Source organism: Microbulbifer sp. SH-1 (assembly GCF_011326135.1).
In the GTDB taxonomy this organism is placed as follows: domain Bacteria; phylum Pseudomonadota; class Gammaproteobacteria; order Pseudomonadales; family Cellvibrionaceae; genus Microbulbifer; species Microbulbifer harenosus.
In genome coordinates, this window is sequence record NZ_CP046948.1 from 2,226,279 (window position 1) to 2,248,574 (window position 22,296).

Below are 22,296 nucleotides of genomic sequence, written 5' to 3' on the forward strand. Positions count from 1 at the left end.
GAATCGGTTAAATCCCCCATGCGCAAAACGTTTTTCATCCTGCACAAATACGCCGGCCTCACCCTGGGCCTGCTGCTCGCCCTGATCGGACTCACCGGCAGTCTGCTGGTGTTCGATCATGTGCTGGATGAACAACTCGCGCCGCACACTGTGCGTTTCAATCCGAGCAACCAGCCGGCCAGCTATGCGGAGATTCTCTCCGCGGCACAGGCGGCAGTGCCGGGCAATCCTGCGCCTACCCGCCTGATGACCCAACGCCAGGCCGGCAGCCCCCACGTTGTGCGTTTCCCCACCCCGGAGGGCGCACCGGGCCCGCTGGAGGTCAGCGTTTCGCCTACCGATGCGGAAGTCCTTGCGATACGCACCTGGGGTACCAGCGGCTACACCATGACCTGGCTCTACCGCCTGCACTACACCCTGCTCGCGGGTAAAAACGGCAAGATCGTGGTGGGCTTTATGGGCCTGCTATTGATGCTGTTCTGCATCACTGGTGCCGTGTTGTGGTGGCCGAAGGCACTCAGGGCTGGCAAGGACCGCTGGAAACGCGCCTTTAGCATTTCCCGCAGCGGCAACCGCTTCCGGTTTTATTTCGATATCCACAAGGTAATCGGCATCTATTTTCTGCCGCTGTTGTTGATTGTGAGTTTTTCCGGCGTGGCACTGGTATTTCCCGTCCAGGTGGAAGCGGTGATCGGCAGTGTATTCAAACTGGACCCACTCCCCGCCCTGCCCGGATCGAACACGGACACAGGTACCCCCATTTCCCCCGATCAGGCGGTCGCCATCGGTGAACGCGTGTTCCCGGGCGGAACGCTCAAACGTATCTATCTGCCGCGGGACAACAAAGACAGCTACGGCCTTACCTTCCGCGCGGCCGGCGAAGCCTGGTCCAACTACGGCGCCAGTATCGTGCGCATCGACCAGTACTCCGGTGAAGTGCTGATGTCCCAGGACGTCACCGGAATCCCGCTCGGCAACAAAATCCTGCGCTGGCAGTTCCCGCTGCACAACGGCGATGCACTGGGTATTGTCGGGCGCTGGCTGGTACTGCTCACAGGCCTGACACCGGCCCTGCTGTTTGGCACGGGCACGTACCTGTGGTGGCAGAAACGCAGGCTCAGACGCGGCGCCAAAACCCGCACCGCCAACAAGCCCGCCAAGCCCGGCGCTCCCGTCAACATCCCCGCGGAAGTCTGAGCCAAATCACAGTCCGCGCGGTGAGGCTCAACTAAACTGCGACCGCGGTTACGAAATTTCTGCAACTTGTGCGCGCTACTGGCGCGAAAATTGAACACTAGTTGAATTCGGGATACACAATCCTCCCATCTTTGCCCCAATGGACATGGAGCTAGCGCGTGAAAGCTGTCGGCCTCTTTCAATACCTGCCCATTGACCACGAAGAGTCGCTGCTCGACCTGCATATCGATCAGCCGGAACCCGGCCCCAGGGACCTGCTGATCGCGGTCAAGGCCATCGCGGTCAACCCCGTCGACACTAAGGTCCGCGCCCCCAAGGCAAAGCCGGTTACCGAAACTACGCCCAAAATCCTCGGCTGGGATGGCGCCGGCGAAGTGATCGCCACCGGCAGTGACGTAAAGAATTTCCAGGTGGGCGATCAGGTATATTACGCCGGTGATATCAGCCGCCCCGGCTGCTACAGCGAATACCAGTTGGTGGACGAGCGCATCGTCGCCAGAATTCCGCGCACCCAGGACTATTTCGCCGCCGCGGCACTGCCGCTCACCAGCCTCACCGCGTGGGAAGCGCTGTTCGACCGGTTGGGGATTTCCAGCAGCGGTACCGATGCCGGCAAATCCATCCTGATCATCGGCGGTGCCGGCGGTGTCGGTTCCATCGCCATCCAGCTCGCGCGCTCACTGGCAAAGCTCAAGGTCATCGCCACCGCTTCGCGCACCAAATCCAGCGTGTGGGTAAAGCAGATGGGCGCAAGCCATGTGGTCAATCACCGCAACCCGGTGGACGAGGAATTGAAAGATATCGGCATTCCGGAAGTGGATTACATCCTGTGCCTCGCCGATACCGACCAGCACTTCCCCGCCATGGCCAACGCCATCAAACCCCAGGGAAAAATCTGCTGTGTGGTGGACAACCGAGAGCCTCTGCCGATGAACCTGCTGAAACCCAAGAGCGTCACCTTCGTGTGGGAATTCATGTTCACACGCAGCAAATTCGAAACCGGAGATATGGATCATCAGGGGTGGATTCTGAATCGGATCGCCGAGCTGGTGGATAACGAAACGCTGGTGACCACGGTTGGCGACACCGTGGAACCCATCAACGCCGCCAACCTGCGCCTCGCCCACCGGCAGCTGGAGACCGGGCGCACCATCGGCAAGATTGTGTTGGCGGGGTGGGAGTAGCAAGAGTTAGCCCTGTAGGAGCCTGCCTTGCAGGCGAACAGACTCGGCCTCCGTAGCCGTTCGCCTGCAAGGCAGGCTCCTACAAGTCAAAGCCAGATCGCGTCCCACAACGGGTAGTTTCGAAGGGATTTGACGAGACCTGCCCGAAGGGGATTGGCGACGACATATCTGGCAACCGCCTGAATGTCCTCCTCCTTGCGCAACGCATGGTCATGAAAACCGCGTTGCCAGACTGGACTTATCCAATTACTACTCAACAGCTTCGTCGTCAGTGACTTGGCCTTCTGGACCGCTTTAGACAGGTCAGCACCTTCAGCCAACTGCAAAAGCCAATGAACATGATCCGGCATAACCACATAGCAGAGTGTATCCGCCTGCATCACCTCCCTGATCGCATGCACAAACGCTCTACCGTTTTCCAGAGTGCTAAAAACATTCTGGCGTTTGTGGCAAACGGCTGTTATCAAGTAAACACGTTTTGATTCGCTGACTCTGCCCGCGCGGAGTTTGTGGCCCTGTGCAATCCGTTGCATCTGGGGTTTCCTTCAGGTTGTGAGGGTTGTCCGCCTGCAAGCAGGCTCCTACAACGTGCCCTGTAGGAGCCTGCTTGCAGGCGAACCATTATTAGAATTTTCCGATCATATTGATGAACACACCCTGGCTGTCGTAATCCAGGTCCGTCAGGTCATCGGAGAAGTCGGTAAAGTTGTAACCGATACCCGCCTTGAAATGCCGTCCCATCTGCCGGTACAGCGCCAGCAGTGCGCCGCTTCTGCGGTCGCCCGCTTCCGGCAGGTCGAGCAGGCGGCCTTCGATCAGCAGGTCCCACTGGTTGACGAAGTGCCAGTCCGCGCGCAGGACATACAGGTGCGCGTTACTGTCGAAAAACTCCGGGTCTTCCCTGTCCATGCTCAACTGGCCGAGGCGGTAGGCGTATTTCGCACCCAGGGTCCAGCGCTGGGTCAAGTCGTAGTTGGAGTCCACGGAGAAGATGTGGCTCTTCTGCACAAAGTCGATGGCACTGCTGTTGCTGCTGGACGTCACCAACACCTGGTCGCTGGTGGGCACGTTGTAGAAGTAGGTGTACTTCAGCAGCGTGTTCCAACGGTCGTTTTCCACCGGGCGGTAGGCGTAACCCATCACGCCCTCGGTGAACTTGCCGTCGTAGAACTGGCCCGCCGAGCTCTGGCTGTCGGAATAGTTGAGCTTGCCTACGAGACGCCAGTCCGGGCTGATCTGGAAGCTCAGGGCATTTTTCAGCAGCCAGGTTTTGCGCTCGTTTTCCAAAACCGTCTCGGGATCGGACAGGGTCTGGGTATTGTCGATGCGGTACTCCACCGCGCTCGACAGGCGCAGGTCGCCGTCGTTGAACCCCATGCTGGCGCCCATGGCGCGGCGCTCGGTCTCGGCACCGGTGCGCGGGTCTTCGAGGGTACCGGCCTCGAGTGAGGTGCCGTAGTTCCACTTGTCGCTCGGCGCCAGGTCGATACCGAGGGCGTGGGTAAGGCCGGTGGACACATCGCCGTGGGTATAGCGCTCTTCACCGTAAATACTGGTGGTGTCGGAGAAGCGACTGCGGAAACCGCTGTTCAGGTTGCCCTTGCGCGCGCGCACGCCGGTGTCGGTGCGCTCGTTGTCGAGGGTGTAGTTCAGATAGAGGTTGGTGCGGTCGGTCACCAGGAAGTCGGTACCGAGACGCGCCGCATTGCCGGTGTCGCCGCCGGAGAGTTCGCTGTCCACCGTCAGGCGATCGCTCACACGATAGGCACCGCCAAACCCGATACGGTTGTTTTCATCCCGGTTGCCGGACAATTCCGCCGTGCGCTGCACGAAACCAAACGCATTCCAGTTGGCGCCGGAGTCGTAGCCCGCCTGAATCGCCACATCGGTGCGGTCGCCCTGTTTCTGGGTGACCGGCACCACCGGCGACAGATCCTCGCGGGAATCGGAACGGGCGGCGGCTGCGAGGCGCCAGCGCTCGCTGAGGCGATAGCCCAGTTCCACATCGGTGGCGGCAGTCTGCAGGCCCTGTTGCTGTTCCTTGTTGTCCATTTTCAGGCCCACATCGAAACGCTCGCCGATGGGCAGGTTAACCACAGCTCCATACTGCTCGGTTTCCCGGGTAGCCAGCTGCCCCGGTGCGGAGAAGCCCGCGTCCCGCTGCTGGGCGTAGACCGACATGGAACCGCGCGCGCCCTCGAAGAAATCTCCCATCTGGATCGCGGCTTCGACCTTGTTGGCTCCGGCTCTGGCATCCGGGTCGAATGACGTCTGATCAAGCGGCCCCTGATCGAAACCACCCTGGTTGAAACTGTAACCGCCGTCGAGAGAGGAAAGGCTTTCCAGGGTGTTGCCCTGGCTCTCTGCCACTTCCACTTTCATCCAGGTGCCAGCGGTTTTGCGCAGGGTCAGGTCGACACCGTTGAGTGACGACTCGTTGTCTTCCTCATCCTGCTGGCTCGCACTCACGCCGATGCGCACGTGATCGCCGGCCCAGTACTGGGCGCGACCGCCAACCGCGAGGGTGTCGAGGTCATCGAAGCCCGGGGTGTATTCGTAGCGGGCCACCAGGTACTGCGGATTGCCGTTATAGGAGCCGTCCTGCACGATCAGGTTGTCGTTGGCGATCGCCGACAGCGGGCGGTTCAACAGCACCCGGCCCTGAATGTAGTCCACGTCGTAGTCGATCACCGGAGTGAGGTTTTTCACCCCCAGCACCAGGCCGGAGTTCTTGTCCCGTACTTCCACCCGCAGGCGCTCGGAACCGGTGAGAATATCCTGGTGACGCAGGTAGTAGAGCGAACCACCGGTACCGCGGAACTCGTCGCGACCGGCAATGGTGCCGGGCTCCGCGCTGAATGCGTCCATTTCAAAACGCTTGTCACCGAAGTCGGTAACGTCGTCGGTCTCGTAATGGAAATTGGCCCCGTACAGCGCGCGGTCGATATGCGCCAGCTCGTTGTCGGTGTAGGACGCCTTGAAGTTACCCCACAGGGCGTAATCGTCGTAATTTTCCAGTTTGATGAAAAACTTGCCGGACGTGGGCGCATCTTCCACCACGGTGGAATCGTCGCCGAAGGTCGGGTAATACAGATCACTGTCGAGACGACGGAACAGCGCGTTGGGGTCCTTCTCCATAAAGTTGGTGAAGAGCTGGTCGATAGGCCCCTCTTCCGTATCCGCACTGGCGGACAGACGCCAGCCGTCGCCGAAACTGCCACTGGTATAGAAGGCCAGGCGGCCGTCGTAGCTCGCGGAATTGTCGTAGTGGGTCTGGTCGCCGGTGACCAGTGCCGCCGGGCCATTGGTGTCGTCGTGGGCGATGGTCACGTCGGCAATGCCAACTGTAAACCAGTCGTCGCGATTGAACTCAAGGTCGCGCAGGAACAACTCGCCGTTACCCTGCTCGTCCAGCACCGCCACTTCCACGGTGTGCAGGCCCTTGGCAAAAATTTCCTCGGCAACGAAATCGCCACTGCTGCTGACGGGAATTTCGCGGCCCGCCAGCCACACACTGTGGTTGGCCGGGATCTCCGCACCGTTCACCAGCACCGCGTTGCCGTTTACCGGAATGTTGCGCTCGGCCAGGCGGTTTTCGCCGTAGCCGACCAGCAGTTCTTTTTCGGTGGTGGCTTCCTGCAGTTGCGGTTCGAAGTTATCCACAAGCCACAATGTCTGTGGGCGGGTTTCGTCGAAGCGCTGTTTCCAGTCGTACACGCGCAGCACGTACTGCAGTTTTTTCAGCGGCGCCTGGAAGCTGTCGAAGTCCGCCTCCCAACTGCCCTCGCCGTTCTGGTCCAGGGTCACTACGGCGAGCGGCGCATCGCGCAGGGACTGTTGTTCTTCGAAAATACGCACTTCCGCGCGGGTGATGAACGAGGGGTAGTTGGTGTAGCGCTTGAACTGCACGCGGCTCTCCACCAGCTCCGTTTCCGGATCGTCCGCGTAGCGGATGGTGCTGGGGAAGGCGCTGACGTTGAGGCGCGGCTGCATCGTCTGGTTGTCGAAGCGGAACTGGATGTTGGCGTTTTCCAGCGCCACGTCGGTACAACGCTGCAGGTCTGCAGAGTTCTTGTGGGGATCGTATTCCGGTGCGCCATCCACGGTGATACGCATCAGGTTCAGGGCGTAGGGGTTGTGGGCCAGGGCCTCCTGCTGCAGGCGCTCGATTTCCAGGCGGTCCTGTTCCGCCAGCAGGGCGAGCTCGTCGTAGAGCACCTGTACTTCCACGCGGGCGCCGTCCATGTGGATAAATCCGGTCTGCACCACATCCTTGGATTCCACATAACCGCGGCCTTCAAATTCCACCTGGCTATCGTCAAGACCGAGTTTTTCCTGAACGATCTCCATGGTCTTTTTCGCGCGCGCGGACGAAAGACCCACGTCATCGCCGTAGACCATGGCCTCGCGACGCTCCATGCGCTCGTTATCGCTGTAGCCGACAAAGCTCAGGCGCACGTTTTGCTTGCCAGCCACCTCTTCCATCAGGCGCTGCATCTGCGCCAGCTGCGCGCTGGAAATCTGCGGGTCGCCGCTGTCGAGAAAAATCGGCGGCACGTCGCCGGTGGGGGATTCATGGGCGATGGTGATGGTTTCCGCGGTGGCGGATTCCGGACACGCCTGCACGCCGTCGGCGGCGGTCTCCAGCAAGTCGTCGTACCAGAATTCCACTTCCACGCGGCGGTTCAGGGAGCGGCCCTTGGCGGTGTCGTTGGCGGCGATGGGCTGGGTAGCGCCTTTGCCGCTACTGGTCACCATATAACCCGGCAGATTCAACTGGTCGGCGACGGCCAGGGCAACGCGACGCGCTTCGGCACGCGACAGCGCCATCTGGTCGTCATACAGCTCTGCCGGGCCCTCCGGTAGCGGTGCGCCATCGGTGTGGCCGACAAAGTGAATGGTCAGGTTGGGCCGCTCCTGCAGCGTCGCGCGCACCTCCTGGATGCGGCGCACAAACGCGGGCGGCAGGTCGATCTGGCCCGGCTGCAGGCGCAGCGGCGACACCAGGTTTTTCAGGCGCGCGCGCTGATCGGTACCCGCGGTGTAGCGCAGCTTACACACGGTTTCCTGGCGGCAGACTTTTACCCGGTTGAGCTGCAGCGCCTCGGCGCGACGCTGGGCGTCGCGGGCTTCCTGGTCCAGCTCGAAATAGCGCAGCGTCACTTCCACCCGGCGGTTCAGTTCGCGGCCTTTCTCGGTGATGTTTTCCGTCAGCGGTTCGCTGTCACCGCGGCCCTCCACCACGATGGCGTCGTCCGGCACTTCCAGCGCAGTCTGGAAATACTCCGCCACCTGTTGCGCGCGCGCCAGGGTAAACGCGGTTTTGTCGGCGAACTCGGATTGCTGCTCGTCGCTCAGCGGATCGCTGTCGGTGTGGCCGGTAAAGATCAGCTGCAGTTCGTGCGCGTCGCTGAGTTCGGCGAGCCTTTCCTGCAGCTGCTCGAGCAGTGCCGGATCGATCTCGTCGCTCACCTCGCGGTACAACAACGGCGGCAGGACATCTTTTTCCAGCACCGCTTCTTCCGGCGCGATAAAGGATTCCGCGTCCTGCATCCACAGCTGGCCCGCGGTGGGGATCAGGGTGGTTTCGGTGTTACTGCCGAGCGGTTTTTCGGTGTATTCGCCCGCGCTCTCGACCTGTGGCGAAAGGCCGGGGATCAATTGCCACCAGCTTGTTTCTGCCTCGGCTTCAGGTTCCGCGTCTTGCGCAAAAGCCGGGATTACCGGAAGCAATACAAGTGCGAATAGGCAGTTGCGGAAGTTGCCCGTAAGTCCTGGGGAGCTGGATCCCGGCATGCGCCGGGATGACGTTGAATTGAATGATTCTTTCTGCGTCATACCGGCACTTGGCGTCATACCGGCGCATACCGGTATCCAGTTTCTAGAGATGGCACGGACCAATTTTGAAGGACGGAACATCACCGGGCGCCTCCCTGATCATCACTTCCGATCATGCGGTTAACACTGCGTTTGAGCCCGTCCAGCACATTGCCGCGCTCGGGCGGCGCACCACGGCGCCAGAAAATTTCGGTTTCGATATTGAGTGGGTAGCAGCAATCCAGCGCTGCCCAGTCCTCGGCGATACGGGCCTTGATGGTGGCAAGACGCGCATCTACCAGCGACGGATCTTCATTTTCCGCCAGGTAGGACAGACGCAGCACGGACGGTGCTTCCTGCAGGCGCTCGAGCAACAGTTCCGTGCGCGATTGCCACTGCGGGCGCAGCTCGCTGGTACCGGGCTCGAACACCGCTTCCGCCAGATCCAGGCGCACCACGCGGTGCAGGCTGGTACCGAAGTTGAACTCCAGCATCTTGCCTCGGGTGGCGCGCTGTACCCGCGGGTTTTCCGTGGTCAGGCGATAACCGGAAGGCAGGCTGCGGTCGTCCAGCTTCAGTACGAAGTTGGAACCGCGATCGGGGTTCGGCACCGCCGCACAGGTAATGTGGAAACGGCCGTGGGCATCGGCAGTGGCCTTCAGGCCATTCGCCGTCACCACGCGCGCGCCGGGCACACCGCCCTCGCCCTGGTCTTGGTAGCCGTTCAGGTTCTTGTCATCGAACACCTTGCCGATCACGTCGGTACAGTCGAAGGTCGGGTCCGGCACCACGCGCACGGTGGCCATCGCCTCACCGGAGGTCTGCTGGCCGGAGAGTTCGTTGAACATGCGCGCGCGGTTGATGTACTCGCCCTCGCCCACACCGGAGCCCACCACCAGCAGCAGTTTCATGCTGTGGATCTGCTCCGGTTCGGCGCGCAAGTGCGGCCACTGCAACTGCAGGCCGTTCACTACAGGTTCCACCGGCATGCCATCCAGGTTCGCGGAACCGGCCACGTACTTGAAGCCCGCGGGGAAGTAATCCACCAGCTGCAGATCCGTCAGCGGCACCGGCAGCGAGTTGCTGAAGGTGATGGTGTAGGGCACCAGCTGGCTGCGGGTCACATTAAGCATGGCCGCGGTTTTGGTCAGCGCCAGTGCGCCTTCCAGTTGCGGATCCAGCGCGATGTGGTTGTTGAACAGCTGGCTGCTGCCGGGCTGGTTGCTGTCATCCAGGTTCACGCGCAGGTAGTAGTTGGTCTCCGCACTGCGCGCGTCCAGATCGATCGACGGCGGTGTTGCGGTCAGCTGCACCTCACAGTAATCCGGGGTACCCGGGATCACGTCCGCGGCGCTGCCGAGACACGCAGCCACATCGAAGCTGCCGGTGTCGACACCGGTCTGCGGCGGAATGATCTGTGACGGACCGGAGACGTACTCCTCACTCGGCACATCCACTTCGATCAGATAATCCGCGTTTGCCGCACAGGCCGCGCTGCTGAAGTTCACATCGAACTTGTAGAAGCCGCCGGTAACGGTGACCTGATTCTGCTGCTTGGGATCCTCGAAACAGCTGTCCGGCAGCGGCTGGCCACTGGACGCCTGCAACATCCGCACGCGGGCGCCATTGACCGGTGCGCGCAGTACGGAGTCGTAAACTACGCCGTTCGGGGTAATCGGCAGGTTCAGGTTCTGCGGGTTGGCCCCGGAGCCCACATAGATATCGCGGATCTGCTGCGGACCGTTGGTGTAATCGGAACTGGCAGTACCGAGAGACGCGGTGGATTCCACCGCATTCGGTGCCAGATAGCGCAGCTCGTAAGTCGCACCGCCCGCGTTCGCACCGTCCATGTTCGGCACCAGACCATCAAACACGAAATAGCCGTTCTCATCGCTCTGCACGGTTTCCAGCAGCGCGTTGTTGAAGTACAGCGACACGTTCCAGTTGGTGAGCAGTTGCTCTTCGCTTTCGGCGGTCTCGCTGAAATTCACATCGTGCCAGAGGTAACCGGACAGGTTGGCAATGCCCGGGGTACCGCCGATGTCGATGGCCACGGTGGCTTCGTTGTACACCGGCGGATCGTTCCATTTCACCTGCGCGGTATTCACCACCGAGTAACCCATGGCCAGGTTTTCTCCCAACTTGGCCTCGAAGCGCAGGGTGATGGTTTCACTCGGCTGCAGGTCGCCGTAGTTGGTGCTGTAGTCCACCGTGATCAGCGGGCCATCGATCATCACACCGTCGGGCTGGCCATTCAGCAGCGCCGAGTTTTCCACGTAAGTGAGCACGCCCTCACCGGCCACCAACAGGTCGTCGTATATAGTGACCAGGCTCGCGGGTACCGCGCTGATGTTGGTCACGCGCACGATGTATTCCAGCACCTTGCCGGAATCCGCCGCGCCGCCGCCAACGACCGCCACTTCCTTGGTGATGGACAGCTGCTGTGCATCGCCCACCACCACTTCGGTAGGCTGGGCGCCATTGCTGCTGTTGCCGTCCGCATCCGTCAGGGTCAGCGGCAATTCCAGGCTGTACACATTGCCCTGGTTGCTGATGATGGTGCCGCGCTCGGTATCCGCGTTCACCATCACGTCGAACACGATGGTGGCGGTCTGCGCGGTAGTGAGTACACCCTCACCTTCCGCGGGCAGCGGCGGGGTCAGGTCTTCACTGCTGATGGCGATACCGGTGACCAGCGGTGAATCCACACCGTTATCAGCGATCGCGATGCCATTCAACGTGGTGCTGCCGGCCACATAGGTGGTGTGCTCCGGCACCAGGTCTACAAAGCGCGCCTCGGTCGCGTCCTTTCCGCCCATGTTGCGCACGGTGATGGTGTAGCGCAGCACATCCTGCGGATCGACGATACCCGCGGTCATATTGTCCACCGCCAGTTCCACAGTTTTCAGCGCACGCAGCAGCGGCACATTACCGACGATGTCGATGGTGGGGTCGTCGGCCACTTCTGTGGCGGGGTCGTCGGACGGCTTCTCATCCAAGGGGGTATTTTCACCGCCGGCGCCGACACCGTTGGCAAAGCCCTGGTTGGAAATCACCGTACCGTCGTTGACGTTGTTGATGGTCACATCGAAGGTGATCACCGCTGCTTGCGCACCGCTGGCGGTCGGGTCCGCCAGCAGCTCGCCGGCTTCCGCACCCGGGGATTGCACGGTCAGCGTCGCCGCCAGCGGCGTGCTGCCATTCACGTCATCCAGCGCCGCGCCGTTCAGGGTGGTGGAGCCGGCAACATAGGTAGTGTTGGCCGGCACCTGGTCGCGCAGGCTCGCCTCCAGCATGTTTTCGTTGCCGATGTTTTCCACCCGGATGGTGTAGCGCAGGGTATCTCCGGGCATCAGGCTGTCGGGCTCGCCGGTGAGATCCTCGGAGGTTTTTTGCACTTTGAATACCGGTGCGGACTCGATAACCACGCGGGTGGGGTCTTCATCTCCGCTCACCAGCGGATCAGCCGCACCGTTGATGTTCGGGTCGTCACTGTTGACCAGCGGCTGGCCGGGCAGCTGCACCTGTGCCTGGTTCAGCACCGCCGTGGCACTATCGATCGCACTAACCAGCTGCACCTGGTACACCAGCTGGATTTCTTCCGTGCCGCTGCCGGCGCCACCCAGTGTCAGGTTGCGCACATCCACCAGACCGCTGCCATTGGCACCGCCGGTTGCCGAGGTCGCCGCGGTATCCGCACCTGTCGGAGCGGCGATCAGTTGCAGGGTACCCGGAGCGAAGAATGCCGGTGCATTCAGTCGGTCCAATTCATCGATCACCGAGACATTTTCGACCTCCAGATCACTGAGGTTACGCAGCGTTACGGTGTACTGGAGCAGGTCACCGGGCGTGGCGGTGGTCGCCGGGCTGACACCGGTGGTGATGTTCTCCACCACCTTCTCGAACAGCACACTCGGCACCGCGGCGGTGACCGTGAACACGTCCTCGTGGTCTTCCACAGACGGTGTGCCGTCCGGTGGATTCGCCGCGTAAGTACGCTCGTAAATGCGGGCATCCGGGCCAGTGCTGTCCCAGCTGTACCACTGCTCCGCGCCCGCCACATTGTCCAGCGCTGCACCGTCGATGGTGTCTTCATCGAGCCACGCGTCGTAGGCGAACTGCACGTGGTGGTCCGCGGCCACAGGCGCATTGGCTCCCTGCGTAGTAAACGTCAGCGTACAGGTATCCGCATCGAACGCGACGCTGAAATCGCTGCCCTCGCTGAGGGTCGACACCACATTGCCACCCGCATCCAGAATGGCCGCGGCAAAGTTGGCCGGCGGCGTTGCGCACAGGCCTCCCTGATCGGAGTCTGGTAAAAAGTCACGCACGGTGAGATCCCAGGCGGGACCGGTGCCGCGGTTGTGCACATTTAGCAGGAAGCGGCCAGGCAGACCGGACTGGATAGTGGTGGCGCCGTTGGCCATGGATTTCGCCATCACCAGTTCGGTGGGCTCCACCACGGTCATGTCCGCGGTGGTGTTGCCGCCGCCGGCGCCCTGGCCGCTGGCCGGGTCGTCGTTGACGAAGTTGTAGCGGTAAGTGGCACTGCTATTGAAGGTCTGGCCGTCCGCATTCGGCGGATTCACATCCCGCAGACGCACGATCACATCCACCACCGCCTGCTCGTTCGCGGGCACGTCGATACCGTTGGCGGTGTCTTCAATAATCAGCTGATTGCCGGTACCGGAATTGACCGGGGCAAAGTTGGCGCTGCCGGAGACTTTCTCGGCAGAGACAAATACCAGCTCCGCGGTATCCGGCAGATCGATCACCACCTGCACATCGTTCAGCGCGGCCGCCTGGGCAGTGGCCGGAATGGTGACGCGATAGCGGAACGGCTCGCCAATGGACGCGGTCTCCTGGGTGTTGGCGATGTCCAGATCCACCGCACTGGGTGTGCTGAACACAATGCCCTGTGGCGCAGTGGGACCGTAGTCTTCACGCATGTCTTCGGCCACATTCACCGCCGCCAGGGCCGGCAGCGCGTCCGCGGCAAGGGAGTAATACACCTCGATGAAGGCGCCGTTCTGGATGGCAAGGCCGGCGCCGATATTGGCGTCCGCCTGCAGGCGATAAGTCATTTCCAGTACGCCGCCGACGGGAATCGCGTAACCGCTGCCGACGAAGTCCCAGCGCACTTCACCGCTCGCCGCATCGTATACCGGGGTCACATTGGCAACACCGCTGCCGTTGATCGTGGTGCTTTCCACCATCACGCCAGCCTGGCGCAGACCCACCGGCACCAGGTCGCGCAGGGCCAGATCGTAGGCCGGCGCGGAGCCGTTGTTGGTCAGGGTTACCGTGAACTCGACAAGTTCATTCGGCTCGAGCACCGCGTCGCCATTGGCGGCCGTGCCTGCAATGGCCAGCGCCACCTCCGGCTGCAACAGCTCGATAGTTTCCGCGGTGGTAACGCTGGCGCTGCCGGCGGCAGTCTCGAATACATACTCCGCGTTGTTGGTGAGCGGCATGCTGTTGGCCGGCCATGGGTGCACATCCCGGTTGAGAACGCGCGCCAGATAGTGAATCACGAACACATCGTTCGCCGCGTCGTTGTCACCCTGGTTGATCAGGTCATCGAGCGGCCAGCTGACCGTGGTGGGACCGGCGGCGGGATCACCGGACTGCACTGGCTCCATTACCTCGCTGTGGCTGAACGGTGCCACCGCAGCAAACGGCGCACTGGTATCGCCGTTAATGGAAACGGTGCGCTCGAACACCATGCCCTGCGGCAGGGTATCGGTAACCACGGCGTTGGGGTGGGCACCTTCCTGCAGGTTCACCCGCAGTTCAAACTCCACCAGGTCGCCCACGCGCAACTGTTTATCGGCTGCGTTGTAGCTGTCACCAATATGCCGTTTTTCCAGCGTGGTGGTGTTTGCGGTTACCAGTGCGGCGGTGGTGCCATCGATAAAGTAATCGTTGAGGCCACCGCTGCCGTTGCGCTCGTAAACACTGCTGTTGTCGTCGTCGAGACTCGTCCACTCCACACGGCTGACCGCGGAAAGATCTGCGCCCGCCAGCACGGTTTCCAGCACGCGAACATCAAATACCAGCGCTGCGCTACTGCCAAAGGCGATGTCGAGATTGGTAGTAGCCACATCCCAGCGCAGCGCCTGCGCCGCTGTCTGCCCGTCGCCGCTGATCACCGGATCGACAATGGTCGCGCCGGCAAAGGTCGCGCTTCCCGGCACGAACGCGAGGCCGAGGGACAGCTGCTCTTGCAGCAGCAGGTCGAAGGCGTCCGCACTACTATTGGCGATGCCGGCCTCGGTGAGACCCAGGGTAAAGCGCAACACGTCACCCGCAGCGGGCTCGGTACCCGGCGCAGTCTGGTTGACGACGGTTTTACCCGCGCTCAACTGCGGCTCAATCACCGTCAGTGTGGCTGCCGTTCCGGCACCACCGTCGATCTGGGTTCCACCATCGGTTTCCGCGTAGGTAAAGCTCGCCACGTTGTCGAAGTTGTGGCTTTCCTGCGCGCTTGCGTTGTTGGCGACACGCGCGCGAATTTCGATCTGCGCGCGGCTGCCCGCTGGCAACAGATCCAGCGCCAGCGCGATATTGTTGCCACTGGAATTGTCGGTAACCGGCAGCCCGCCCAGTTCCTGGATACTGATGATTTCCAGGCTCGGGTCGAGCACATCGCTGATGGTCAGGTCGTAAATGGCGGAACTGGTGTTGGTGGCCGGCACCAGCAACTGGTACACCACTTCTTCACCCACAGCCGCAGTGCCATCGGCCGGTGCCAGCAACAGTTTCTGCAGCGGGTCGAGACTGACCGGCGCCGTGGACATGAGGTACGGCGAAGGCAGAGTAACCGGAGCATATTTCTGCGCGTCATTCGGCGGCAGTGACCAGTACTCATCGATAACAAAGCTGTTCTGCCAGTTCCGGTCGCCACCCACATCGGCGTGGAAGCCGATATCGTAATTCACGGTGACACACAGCCCCGGATCCACCGGCACGTTCAGCGCGAACACCATATTGCCGTCGCGCGCTGCGGCGGGCGTGTAGGTGTAATCGCTGTCCGCCAGTACCGCGCCGTCGATGCTGACCTCGACATTCTGGATCGAAGTCTCATCCATCTCCCAGGCGAGATCATCGGTGAGCTGCATGCCGTATGCCGGTGCCGCACCGCTGTTGCACGCCTGCAAGCTGAAGAGCATGACGGTATTGGCGAGATCCGTGATCAGGTCCGGGCTGGCGCGGCCACCGCGATCCGCTTTGGTCAGGCTGCCGATCACCGGCTGCAGGACCGTCACGCTGGCCGCACTTTCCAGTCGCGCCAGCACCGCAGGATCGGTCGGCGGATTGCCGCTGCCATCGGTGTAGGTGAGATTTGCCGTGTTATCGAGCGCCGTGCTCGCCACATGGGGAATACCTCGGTCTTCGGTCACCCGCGCCACATATTCGATGATCAGTGGCGCGGCGGTACCCAACTCACGGGTCACATCGCCGAGGCTCCAGCTCAGCGAGGTATCGCCGGCCGCGGGCTGGCTCACCGGTGTGAATACGTAGCCGCCGGCGGCGTCGTCAATACTGAAGGATTCCAGTACCAGACCGGTATCCATGGTGTCGGTGACGACCACATTATTCGTGGTACCCGGCTGAACATTGAGTTCGAGGCGGTAGGTGACGGTATCACCCACGCGCACGGCGCTGTCGGCCGGGTCGGCGTAGCTGTCGCTCACCACCAGTTTCTGCAGACCGCTGTTGTCTTCGGTATTGATCGCCGCCTGCGCCGGTCCCGAACAGTAATTGTTGGGATCGGTAAAGGTTGGGCAGCCGAGGCCGTGGCGCTGGTAAATATCCTGGCCGATGACGTCATCATTGAGCGAGGACCAGTCCACGTAGGCTTCGTTCAGTACTGGCTGGCCGAACACCGACACCACATTGGCGCGGTAGGTGATTTCCAGCGTCTGCCCCAGCGGCAGATCCAGTCCGTTGTCACCGTTCTCCCGGCCCCATACCAACTGGTTCGACGCCGGCGTTGCGGGTGCCGCAACAAAACCGGCTACGGCCGAACCATTGACGGTGGCCGTCGGTGCGAAAGAGGATTCGAAGCGCACTTCCGGCGGCAGAATATCCAGCACATTCAGGTCGAAGGCATCGACTGTCGAGGCACCGGTGTGGCGGATGGTCAGTACATATTCAAGTACATCGCCGCCCTGGGCGAGGCCGGCGGATCCGGTGGTGTTGGTGACCGCCTTCAGGATTTCCAGATCCGGTTCCACCGCGGTAATTGCAGCGGTGGTGTCGGTGATTGCTTCTTCCGCACTGGTTTCGCCATTGCTGTAATTCAGCGTGGCATCGTTGCGCAGGCTATTGCCGTTCTGGGTCTCGACAATTTCATTATCGATACGGGCAAAGTAAGTGATGGTGATGGTCGGCACTACAGGGGCAACACCCGCATCGTCCTCACTCACGGTATCCACGGTGCCGATGTCCCACACCACATCGCCGGTCGCATCGGCGGCGGGAACGCCGTTGAAATTACATGCGCCATCGACCGGTGCGGCGCCGTTGATCAGCTCGATGCCGACATAAGTACAGCGGATATCGTAATTGGCATCGCGGGCCAACACATAACTGGTACCCCCCGCTGCCAGGCGGTCGGTGATCCGCACATTGTTGCTGACACCATCGGGCAGTACGACATCCAGCTGGAACTCGCGGTGTGCACCAATGGTGCGGTTCTCCGCCGCGGCGCCGTTTGCGGTGATGTCCTGTTTGGTGAATGCGAGCGCGGCCAACACGGTATCCACCGAATTGCTGCTCGCCTCGTAATCGTTGATGCCGTCACTGGCGTGGGGCAACTCGCCGATACGCTGGCCGTCCAGGGCGCCGTCGATACCGATCTCGCCGGTGGGGTTGAGCGCGGTGCTCTGTCCCGGCAGAGAGGTCCAGGCGGCATGGGCAATATTGCTCAGCTGCTGCAGTGGCTGGGCGGTGTCGTCGATGCGGACCTGGAAGCTGAACTCGCGGCTGGCACCGGGTGCCAGCGGGTTTTCCGGGTTCCACACAAATACCGGGCGATTCGCCCCGAAGGTGGTGATATCCACACTGTCCGGCACCGCGGCGCCGGTAACGCTGGTGTCGACGAACGTCATTTCGCTGTCGAGCAGATCGTCCCAGATGCGCAGGTTGTAGGCGTTGGCGGAGCCGTTGTTGGTCGCGGTCAGGGTGATGGTGATGAGATCACCGGCATCCATATCCGCCACGGCATTCCAGCTCTTTGTCAGCGCAACGAGCGGCTCGGTCACCTGCACTTCCACCTGGCCGTAATCCAGGCTGTGATCACTACCGCTTTCATCGCGCCACTCCAGAGTCGCGATGGTGGCTGGCTGGCCGTTGATCAGCGCCGTGCCGTCATTGTTTGCCGCACTGTTCTGAACGCGGGCAACGAACTTGAGTTCGAAGGTGAAGCGGTTCGGGTCGCGATCCGACGAGGGATTGGTAAGCACCACATCGCCGAAGGACCACTGCACCTGACTGTCGCTACAGACAGGCGCAACATCGCCCACATTCGAGAGATCCGGGCGTTTGAATCCGGCCGCGCTCCACGGCGCATCGGTACTCAGGTCGATGGTGGGTGCATCCGCACACACCAGGCCCGCAGGCAATTGGTCGGTAACCGTGAGGTTGCGCAACTGCGCCACCGGCAATTCGGCAGTAAGCGTGTATTCGATTTCCTCGCCGATTTTCACCGGCTGAACGCCACTTCCTGCCAGCGGCGTTTCCGACAGGCCGGTAATGGTTTTCGGCTCGGTGGTCGGCTCACTGAACGTCAGCGATGCTTCCGCTTCGGTGTTGACATCGGCCGCCGCGGGATAGGTGCGTGCGCCACCCAGTTCGCCGCTGTCGGACATAACGACGGTCTGGTTGCCGTGCTCATTGCCACTGCCTTCCAGCGAATCGTAATAGGTCACGACGACGGTGTTGGTGAGGACTTCCGACGGTGCAATGCGATCGTCCGGGTCTACCCGGTAATACATATATGCGCTGGCGCCCGACTCCAGGCGGCGCAGACCGGTACCGTCCACACCCTGGGTGTGCGAGAAAGTAATGGTGGTGCCGTTGCCGTCGTTCATGACGTTGCCGACGATGCTGCCTTCACCATCGGTATCGGCACCATCCACCAGGCCATCGCCATCGTTGTCGATGCCATCGGCATTCAGATCTTCGATGAACAGTAAATCCGGCAGCGTGTCTTCTACGGTCAGGTCGTATACCGGCGGCCGCGGATGGCCGTCAGCCGTGGCTTCACTGTTGACGGTCAGGCGGTAGATGTAGTCGTTGGTGGTCACAGCGCCCTGGTAATCATCCGTCCAGCCGGCGCCACAGGCCCCGCTTGCCGCGTTGAAATCAGAAGCCGCACAGATTTCCTTCACCACACTGATCAGCGGTTCGGTAACCACAACGTCCACGCGGCGGATGGGTTCCTTGGGGTAGCCCACGGTCTCACCGCCGCCATAGCTGCCGAACTCGTACTCTTCCCAGATACCGGTGTTGTTGTTAAAGAAAACTCCCTTAAAAGAAGAGTCCAGCACGTTGGCGCTGTCGCTGCCGTGCGCGTTGGGCGCGGCACGGTCGTTCAAGGTTTTGTTCAGCAACCGGCTCGTATTATTGATCGTGAACCACTGATCGATATCGATCACGTAGTCTGCGTTCGGTGCACCAGTGAACCCGGAAGGCTCGGTACCGGTAAAGCGCCAACCAAACGGGCTGGCCTCACCCAGTGCCGTTGTACTCGGATCATTCGGTGCCTGGGTGGCGCCGGCAATCTGCGGCGTCACCAGCGGCGCGGTGCTGGAGATATAGCTCTGGCCATTCGGGATCAGGTCCAGCACCTGGATATCGCGCACACCGATAAAGTTGAAGCCGCGGGAGTCGAAACCGAACCAGCCGCCGGTCTGGATGCGCACAGTACATTCCTCACCGATCTGCACATGCTCAGCGGGTTTGGTCTGGCCGGGAAAGGTGTTGGCCGGCGCGCGCGTGACGGCCGCGGTGTTTTCGTTACACACACCGAGATCCGGCAGGCCACCGAAATTGCCGGACGCGGTATCACCGGCAGTTACCTGGTCTTTTTTCAGGTTGAAGCCGATACCGCGGGACCAGTGCGCGTCCAGGGAGTAGAGGTTGCCGCGATCCACTTCGCCATCGGTGCGGCTGTTGCCGGCACTGCCCGGAGCCGGGAACCACAGCGGATGGCCATTGGTAATCCCGGTGGGATTATTGACGGTGATATTGGAAATGCTGCGGTTACCGCCATTGGTAACCTGATTTACATTGACGGTGTCGTAATTGATCTGCGCCGGCGTGATGGCGAAGTCGCTGAGAGTGAAGATTTCACCCACCACATCTGCGCGGAAGGTCAGGTCGTCGGCGGCAATACCCGCGGGGCTGGTGGTTTTGTTCACCTCGAACTCGAAGGTGGCGCTGGCGCCCGCGGCCAGTGCAGCATTGAACGGCGAGCCGTCCGGCTGACACTGGTACACGGTGCCATTGGTCGGCAGCAGCATATGCATTTTGTCGACCTGATCCGGCGCCGGGTTTACCGCCCAAACCTTATAGGGATCGGGATGTCCCATGGGGCGGCCGTTGCCATCCACACTGGTCTGCGCAATCGGTACCGCCGCACAGCTGAAGCCCATAGGCGGTGTATCGTTGACCACGTTGATAGTGGCACCGAAGCTGATAAACACTCGGAAGTCACGCGCCTCGTCGCCACCGCGATTGGTCACGGTGACGGACAGCGGCGTGGTCTGGCTGCGGTCGTCGGTGATGATGAACGTGGGCTGGTCGATATTGACGTCCAGCTCCTCCGGCGAGAACTGCACCGGGGTGCCGGCGCTGTTTGCGGCGAAGGTATCGTTCAGTCCATTGCCGGTCATGCGGGATTGCAATGTGCCCTGGGTGTTACACAGGGTTTTGATCTGCATTTCGACAATATTGTCGAAACCATTGAAGCCACTCAGGTCAGGGTCCGTACGCTCTCCGGGGCGCTTGAACAGGGCAACTGCCGGGTCTTCCTCCAATACATCCAGATCTGCCGCGCGGTCGAAATACTCCGCCGCTTTCATCACCACGGCAAAACGGATCACCACCACATCGCCGTGGCGCATCAGGCCGGTGCTTTCCTGGGCCTGGTCGGCATCGGTATCCGTGGTGGTACTGGTGAGCTTGAACTGCGGCTCCGAGTTGTTCAGGTAGCTGGTGCTATCACCGGTATTGCCGGGGATTGCACCCTGGGCGTTAACCCAGTCCAACGTGTCCACACGACCGGGGTAGGCGCCGTAAAGCGAGTTCTGGGTTTCGATTCTGGGCGCGTAGCTGGGGTCTACCACGTATTCATCCGGCAGCTCGTCGCGCAGATGCCAGGCCATGGAAGGATCAAACCAGACAGTGCCACGCCCTTCGTTGCGCAGGGTGATGGTCATCAGGCCGCGCATGCCGACGGGGCCTGTGCCGGTGATGCCGGTCAGTTGCCGTTCTACGCGCAGGGCATTCTGGTTTCCGCCGAGACCGTAATAGGTATCGAGACGCGCGGTCTCTGATTGATTGGAGTCGATACCACCGGGCGGCGACTGCACCGCGCAGCCGAATTCCACATCGTTGAAAGTATTGGTCAGTTGCCCCGCGACACAGGAGCCGTTATTGCGGATTTTGCCGACCACATACAGGTTGATGGACTGCCCAGCGCGAATATCAATGGCATCGCTGGAAGTACCGGAGGTCACCGCATTCACGGTATTCGCATAGGGATTGGGGATGTCGTCATTGTGGCCAAAGGGGGCATCCACATCCCAGTCGGCAAGTACCAATCCCGTGGTTGCATCGGTAGCCACGCAGTTCGAGCCACCAGGTAACACCCCGTTATTTGCGGCAACCGCATCGGCAGCATCCGCGGAAGGACAGACGTAGTTTGCCGTCATCACATCCGCGCGGCTCAGCAAATCGTCGATACGCAGATCCTGCAGCGGTGCGTCGCCGGTATTGCGGACATTGATTCGCCAGACGATATCGTCGTCGTTGTGACCAAACACCTGGTCACTGCGGGTATCCCGACGCTGGCCGCTGTCGTAGTTCCAGCCCTGTTTGTTCAGTGCAATACCCGGCTGCTGAATATAGACATTGCCGGTGTGTTGGCTGTCAGGGCGGTTGTAGTTCTGCCAGAAGTCGGTGGGATAATTATCAGGATCCTCCCATGGCGCACAGCTGTTGCCACCACAGCCGTCGTACCAGGTATTGTCATTGCGAAAATTCTCACGCAGGCCCGGGTTATCGTTACAACTGTCCGCCATCGTGTAGTTGATGGTGGCGGTGGCCTGGGGATTTGTGCCGTAAAGGGACTCAGGGCTGTTGGTGGGCCGGCGGTGCACCGGGATACGCAACGTCCGGGTCTCGCCTGGTGGCAGATCCGCCATATTGTTAACGGAAATGGTTGTGGTACCGCTGAGAGTTCCGCCCAACGGCAGCGATGCTGCAGCCCCCGTATACAGTTCCAGACCGTTGTTCAGGTCAATAGTCAAACCGCCGGAATTACTGAAGTTCAGGGAGGGGTTTGAGGAGCCGTAGTCGTTATTGCGACGGGTCTGGGTTCTGGTATCGCCAAAAATGGTAACGACGCGCGTTTCATAGGGCTGGTTGCCATCGGCGGCATTGGTGCCCCTTCGATAAGGGTTGGTGATCCGAACCTCGACATAGCCGTAACTACAGAATTCACAGTAACTGTTCTGGACCGTCACCAGTCTGCTAGGCGCGCTCTCCTGGCCAACCACACACATATTGGTGTACGCAGCCAATGCTTGCCCCGAACTCAACAACAGCGCAGCAGAGAGCAACCACCGCACGGAATGTCTCAGTGTCGCCAGTGCATTTCTGAAAGATTTTCGCCCAGTTACTTCAGACTTCATCGCGTTCCGCTGCCAGTCAATTTGGAATTTCGAGAACTGCCGCACAGGCGACAGCACCGGGGAAGGGGCCGGTCGCGGAACTTTATTGGAAGGGGGTAGTCGGCACCGTGAAGCAAGTCAAACTTGTTGCGCCGTGGAGGGAACTTTTTTCCGATTTGCCAAGTGGTTCTCGG

Annotated in this window: 5 protein-coding genes; 2 read left to right on the forward strand and 3 right to left on the reverse strand. The window is 61.1% G+C overall.

The window, feature by feature from the left end:
* Window positions 1-18: 18 nt before the first annotated feature.
* Together GNX18_RS09540 and GNX18_RS09545 are read left to right on the forward strand one after the other, a co-directional pair.
* A complete protein-coding gene (locus tag GNX18_RS09540) occupies window positions 19-1,197 on the forward strand; it encodes a PepSY domain-containing protein (protein ID WP_166217420.1) in 1,179 nt (392 codons plus the stop codon).
* A gap of 158 nt (window positions 1,198-1,355) precedes the next feature.
* Window positions 1,356-2,381, forward strand: a complete 1,026-nt coding sequence (locus tag GNX18_RS09545; protein WP_166217422.1) for a zinc-binding alcohol dehydrogenase family protein — start codon at window positions 1,356-1,358, stop codon at window positions 2,379-2,381.
* Window positions 2,382-2,467: 86 nt separating this feature from the next.
* Here GNX18_RS09545 and GNX18_RS09550 read toward each other — a convergent pair whose 3' ends face one another.
* From GNX18_RS09550 to GNX18_RS09560, 3 genes are all read right to left on the reverse strand, one after another.
* Window positions 2,468-2,914: a transposase gene (locus GNX18_RS09550; RefSeq protein ID WP_166217424.1), complete on the reverse strand. Its 447-nt coding sequence runs from the start codon at window positions 2,912-2,914 to the stop codon at window positions 2,468-2,470.
* Window positions 2,915-3,005: 91 nt separating this feature from the next.
* Window positions 3,006-8,219, reverse strand: coding sequence for an OmpA family protein (locus GNX18_RS09555; protein ID WP_240914325.1), 5,214 nt, complete (start codon window positions 8,217-8,219; stop codon window positions 3,006-3,008).
* Between the two features lie 80 nt (window positions 8,220-8,299).
* Window positions 8,300-22,060 (reverse strand): DUF11 domain-containing protein, encoded by a 13,761-nt coding sequence (locus GNX18_RS09560; RefSeq protein WP_205828104.1) that lies wholly within the window; start codon window positions 22,058-22,060, stop codon window positions 8,300-8,302.
* Window positions 22,061-22,296 lie beyond the last annotated feature (236 nt).